Annotated in this window: 6 protein-coding genes; 5 read left to right on the forward strand and 1 reads right to left on the reverse strand. The window is 37.6% G+C overall.

Annotation, left to right across the window (positions count from 1 at the left end):
* Together AC1DTM_RS17145 and spoVM are read left to right on the forward strand one after the other, a co-directional pair.
* A partial coding sequence (locus AC1DTM_RS17145; RefSeq protein WP_477000547.1) for a thiamine diphosphokinase occupies positions 1–538 on the forward strand: 538 nt, incomplete at its 5' end.
* Positions 539–604: 66 nt separating this feature from the next.
* Positions 605–685 carry a stage V sporulation protein SpoVM gene (gene spoVM / locus AC1DTM_RS17150; protein WP_001213599.1) on the forward strand — a complete coding sequence of 27 codons (81 nt, stop codon included), beginning with the start codon at positions 605–607 and terminating at the stop codon, positions 683–685.
* A gap of 73 nt (positions 686–758) precedes the next feature.
* Here spoVM and rpmB read toward each other — a convergent pair whose 3' ends face one another.
* Positions 759–947, reverse strand: coding sequence for a 50S ribosomal protein L28 (gene rpmB / locus AC1DTM_RS17155; protein WP_000124776.1), 189 nt, complete (start codon positions 945–947; stop codon positions 759–761).
* A 378-nt stretch (positions 948–1,325) separates the two neighbouring features.
* On the opposite strand from rpmB, the gene AC1DTM_RS17160 reads away from it, so the two are divergent.
* From AC1DTM_RS17160 to recG, 3 genes are all read left to right on the forward strand, one after another.
* Positions 1,326–1,688: an Asp23/Gls24 family envelope stress response protein gene (locus AC1DTM_RS17160; protein ID WP_000021109.1), complete on the forward strand. Its 363-nt coding sequence runs from the start codon at positions 1,326–1,328 to the stop codon at positions 1,686–1,688.
* 22 nt (positions 1,689–1,710) lie between these two features.
* Complete coding sequence (locus tag AC1DTM_RS17165) at positions 1,711–3,387, forward strand: DAK2 domain-containing protein (RefSeq protein ID WP_002160728.1); 1,677 nt, start codon at positions 1,711–1,713, stop codon at positions 3,385–3,387.
* Between the two features lie 467 nt (positions 3,388–3,854).
* Positions 3,855–5,662: ATP-dependent DNA helicase RecG (gene recG / locus AC1DTM_RS17170; RefSeq protein WP_477000548.1), on the forward strand; the 1,808-nt coding region annotated here is incomplete at its 3' end.

Here is a 5,662-nt window from a genome sequence, read left to right on the forward strand (position 1 = left end):
CCGTTTGTTGAAAAGGGGAATCACTCCGGCTGTTGCGTTTGGGGATTATGATTCAGTTACTGATGAGGAATTAGCATGGATGGGACAGCAGACAAATGAATTACATATTGTCCCGCGAGAAAAAGATCAAACAGATTTAGAAATTGCAATTAGCTGGGCTTTAGAACAGAAACCAAAGTTAATTCGTATTTTTGGTGCTACTGGTGGAAGACTTGATCATGGTTTAGCAAATATTCAGATGCTTTTAAAGGGATTAGAAGTAAACATAGAAATGTGTATTGTGGACAATAAAAATGAAATAATGGTGAAAAAGTTTGGTATGTATATAATTGAAGGAAACGAACATTTTCCATACGTATCATTTGTACCAGTTACTGAAAGGGTAGAAGGTATTACACTTCACGGTTTTAAGTACCCTCTTACTAATAAAACAATAGAGTGGGGATCGACACTTTGTATTAGTAATGAACTCATTGAGGAAAAAGGTAATTTTTCATTTACTTCTGGCATATTAATGATGATAAGAAGCACTGATTGAAGAAACAATTTTGCTCCTTGCATCATATAGTGAACAAGTGGAGTAATGGGGATTAGGAGGGAAACCATGAGATTTTATACAATTAAGTTACCTAAATTTCTTGGTGGAATTGTTCGTGCGATGTTAAATACCTTCAAAAAAGACTAAAAAAAGCACCTATTACCGGTGCTTTTTCCATTGGTATAATAAAAAAAGAGCCTAGCGGCTCTTTTTTTTATTATTAAACACGTTCGATTTTGCCAGATTTTAATGCTCTAGCAGAAACGTAAACACGTTGAACTTTTCCGTCGATGCGTACGCGAACTTTTTGAAGGTTAGCGCCCCATTTACGTTTTGTAGCGTTCATTGCGTGAGAACGAGAGTTACCAGAACGAGCTTTTCTTCCAGTGATAGCACAAACACGAGCCATTTATATTTCCCTCCCTTAACTACCGTAACATACGTAATTTTTCAATGTTAGCCTTTTATGCGATGCTAAAAACACTACTATAATTTAACACAACTAAAAAGAGAATGCAACACCGTAGGAAAAAGAAATCAAGAAAAAATACTTGACACTATATGTCAATGAAGAAAAGGTGAAATCAAGAAAAATTGCTTGACATATTATAGTGGTACATGTTGTATAATAACAATGGACTATTTTGCTCATCATAAAAAAATGTAATTTAAAACATAAAATATGAGAGTGAAAAAGAAAGAACGATGGAATTTTCTTTGAAAAGATTATATGATAGTAACTAAAGTAGTCTAGCTCACTTTCACCATTTATGAAGGGGGAAACGAGATGTCAATTGAAATTAAAACGAAGTACGGTCAAATTGATATTAGTACAGATGTAATTGCAACAATTGCTGGAGGTGCCGCAGTAGATTGCTACGGTATCGTAGGTATGGCATCAAAAAATCAGTTAAAAGATGGATTAACAGACATTTTACGAAAAGAAAACTTCACTAGAGGCGTTATTGTTCGTAAAGATGAAGATGAAGTACATATTGATATGTATATTATTGTGAGCTATGGTACGAAAATTTCAGAAGTAGCACATAACGTGCAGACTAAAGTGAAATATACATTAGATCAAACTGTAGGACTAGCAGTAGATTCTGTAAACATCTACGTACAAGGAGTTAAAGTAATAAACTTGTAATGTGCATTAAGGAGGAAAATCTGTGTCAATTCAAAAAATTGATGGAAAACGTTTATCACAAATGATCATTCAAGGAGCCAATAATTTAACAAATAATGTTCAGCTTGTTGATGCATTAAACGTATTTCCAGTTCCAGATGGCGATACCGGTACAAACATGAACTTATCAATGACTTCAGGCGCACGTGAAGTGAAAGCAAATCTTTCACAGCATGCTGGTAAAGTCGGCGTAAGTTTAGCCAAAGGATTATTAATGGGGGCTCGTGGTAACTCTGGGGTTATTTTATCTCAGTTATTCCGTGGTTTCTCTAAATCCATTGAACAAAAAGAAGAATTAACGACAGTTGATTTTGCTGCAGCTTTAGAAGCTGGAGTAGAGGCAGCTTACAAAGCGGTTATGAAACCAATTGAAGGAACGATTTTAACGGTTGCAAGAGAAACGGGTAAATATGCAGTGACAGTTGCGAAAAAACAGCGCGACTTTGTTTTGTTTATGGAAGACGTTGTAAAAGAAGCAAACGCATCGTTAAATCGTACGCCAGATTTATTACCTGTATTAAAACAAGTTGGCGTTGTAGATAGCGGTGGTAAAGGTCTTGTTGTTGTGTATGAAGGATTTTTAGCTGACTTAAAAGGAGAAACGATTTCTTCTAATATGCCTGCCCAACCATCTATGAATGACATGGTACGCGCAGAACATCACCGTAGTGTACAAAGCCAATTGAGTACAGAAGATATTAAGTATGGATATTGTACGGAATTCATGGTGAAATTAGAGCCTGAAAAAATGAAGGAACATAATTTCTCTGAACAAAAATTCCGTGAAGATATTAGTGTGTACGGAGATTCACTACTTGTTGTATCGGATGATGAGGTTGTAAAGGTTCATATTCATGCGGAACATCCTGGAGAGCCTATGAACTATGGACAACGTTACGGTAGTCTAATTAAGATCAAAGTAGAAAATATGCGTGAACAGCATACTGCTTTATTAGATGAACCTACCATGGTGCCTGAACAAACGAATCAGCCAATAGAGAAACAACCGTATGGTATTGTAACTGTAGCTATGGGATCGGGTATTAAAACTTTATTTGAGAGCATTGGCGCAACGAAAGTTATCGAAGGTGGCCAAACGATGAATCCGAGTACGGAGGATATTGTGAAGGCGATTGAAGAGGCGAATGCTGAAAAAATCATCATCTTACCAAATAACGGGAATATCGTGATGGCAGCAGAACAAGCAGCGTCAGTTGTAGAACAAGAAGTTATTGTTATTCGTTCAAAAACAGTTCCTCAAGGTATGGCTGCAATGTTAGCATTTAATCCAGTTGGAACGCTAGAAGAGAATGAAGAAAACATGAAAGAAGCTTTAGCTCATGTGAAAACAGGTCAGATTACGTATGCTGTTCGTGATACGGAAATTGACGGTGTAGCGATTCAAAAAGATGATTTCATGTGTCTTGCAGATGGGAAAATTGTATCTACAAATGCTGAGAAAGTAGGAGCTGCAAAGCAATTACTAGAAGCGCTAATTGATGAGGATTCTGAAATCGTAACGATCCTACAAGGTGAAGATGCAACAGATGAAGAAGTGGCTGAATTAGTTGCATTTGTAGAAGAGAACTTTGAAGATGCAGAAGTAGAAGTACATGCAGGGAACCAACCGGTGTATTCTTTCATCTTCTCTGTAGAATAAGATAAGATTTGATTTGAAAATAAATGGGTTACTTACTTGCTAATGGATAAGAAATAGTGATATGAAATTTATTACTAGTTTTTATTCAAAAGGCTAGCATATTGATGATAGAAAAGAGCCTTGCTGCTAATAGTGAGGCTCTTTTCTTACGTATTGTACAACTTTGTTTTATCCCGCTATTTGTGGGCAGTAAAACTTCCACCCCTAAATTCGGCTGGAGCAAAGAAGTTAGGTGGGAGATAAACTGCCCGTAAACGCCCGATTGGTGAAGGCTAATAATCAGTGGGGGATGAACAAAACMCCCACTGATTATAGTTTCACTTTATACAGAGGGATTAGAGTAGTTTCTCTTAGAATGCCTATGATAGAATATATAAGGTGAAAGAGAGCAATTACAGATGTCAATGATATTAATGGATAATCAATAGAATGAATCAAAGAAAATAATGTGACGGAGCGTGAGAATCTTGAATGAAGTTGTACAAGTTCCTGTTACGGATGTAAAGGGAATCGGAGGAGAAACATCTGAGTTGTTACACGAGATGGGAATTTATACAGTTTCTCATCTATTAGAACATTTTCCGTACCGCTATGAAGACTATGCGATGAAAGATCTTGCTGAAGTAAAGCATGACGAGCGTGTAACAGTTGAGGGAAAAGTTCATAGTGCTCCTTTACTGCAATATTATGGGAAGAAGAAGTCACGTCTTACAGTTCGTGTTCTCGTCGGTCGTTATTTAATTACAGCTGTATGTTTTAATAGACCATACTATAAACAAAAGTTAAATCTAGATGAAACGGTAACGATTACTGGTAAATGGGATCAGCATCGCCAAACAATTGCTGTATCAGAACTGAATTTTGGACCGGTTGTACGACAACAAGAAGTAGAACCTGTATATTCAGTGAAAGGAAAACTGACAGTAAAGCAGATGCGCCGTTTTGTTGCACAAGCATTTAAGGAGTATGGAGATTCTATAGTCGAAGTGTTACCAGATGGTTTGTTAAGTCGATATAAATTATTATCACGCTATGAAGCGCTCAGAGGGTTACATTTTCCAGTGGGACAGGAAGACTTAAAGCAAGCGCGTCGCCGTTTTGTATATGAGGAGTTTTTCTTGTTTCAGTTGAAAATGCAAACATTACGGAAAATGGAAAGGGAAAACTCGAAAGGGACGAAAAAAGAAATTTCATTAGTAGAATTGCAAGAGTTTACTGATGCACTTCCGTTTCCGTTAACTGGTGCACAACGCCGGGTTGTAGATGAAATAATGAAAGATATGACATCTCCGTACCGAATGAATCGATTATTGCAAGGGGATGTAGGTTCTGGGAAAACAGTTGTTGCTGCGATTGCTCTTTATGCGGCGAAATTGGCTCATTATCAAGGTGCTTTGATGGTTCCTACAGAAATTTTAGCCGAACAACATTATCAGTCGCTCGCGGAGACGTTTTCACATTTCGGTATGAAGGTTGAATTGCTAACAAGTTCTGTTAAAGGTGCGAGACGTCGAGAAATTTTGTCGAGATTAGAACAAGGAGAGGTAGACATCCTTGTTGGGACGCACGCTTTAATTCAAGACGAAGTTATATTTCATAGGTTAGGTCTCGTTATTACCGATGAACAGCATCGATTTGGTGTGGCGCAGCGCCGGGTTTTACGTGAGAAAGGTGAAAGTCCAGATGTGTTGTTTATGACGGCGACCCCAATCCCGCGTACGTTAGCTATCACTGCATTTGGAGAGATGGACGTTTCTATTATCGATGAAATGCCAGCTGGTAGAAAGGTAATCGAAACGTACTGGGCAAAACATGATATGTTAGATCGTGTTCTCGGCTTTGTGGAGAAAGAGATAAAAAAAGGAAGACAGGCATATGTTATTTGCCCTCTTATTGAAGAGTCTGAGAAGCTTGATGTACAAAATGCTATCGACTTACATAGTATGCTGACTCATCATTATCAAGGGAAATGCCAAGTTGGATTAATGCATGGGAGACTATCATCCCAAGAAAAAGAAGAGATAATGGGACAGTTTAGTGAAAATAAAGTGCAAATTCTTGTGTCGACAACAGTTGTTGAAGTAGGTGTGAATGTACCAAATGCGACTGTTATGGTTATTTATGATGCGGAACGTTTCGGTTTATCACAGCTCCATCAGCTGAGGGGGCGTGTTGGGCGTGGTAGTGAACAATCATATTGTTTATTAATTGCGGACCCAAAATCAGAAACGGGAAAAGAAAGAATGCGCATTATGACTGAAACAAATGATGGATT

It is taken from the genome of Bacillus sp. P4_D3 (genome assembly GCF_056401855.1).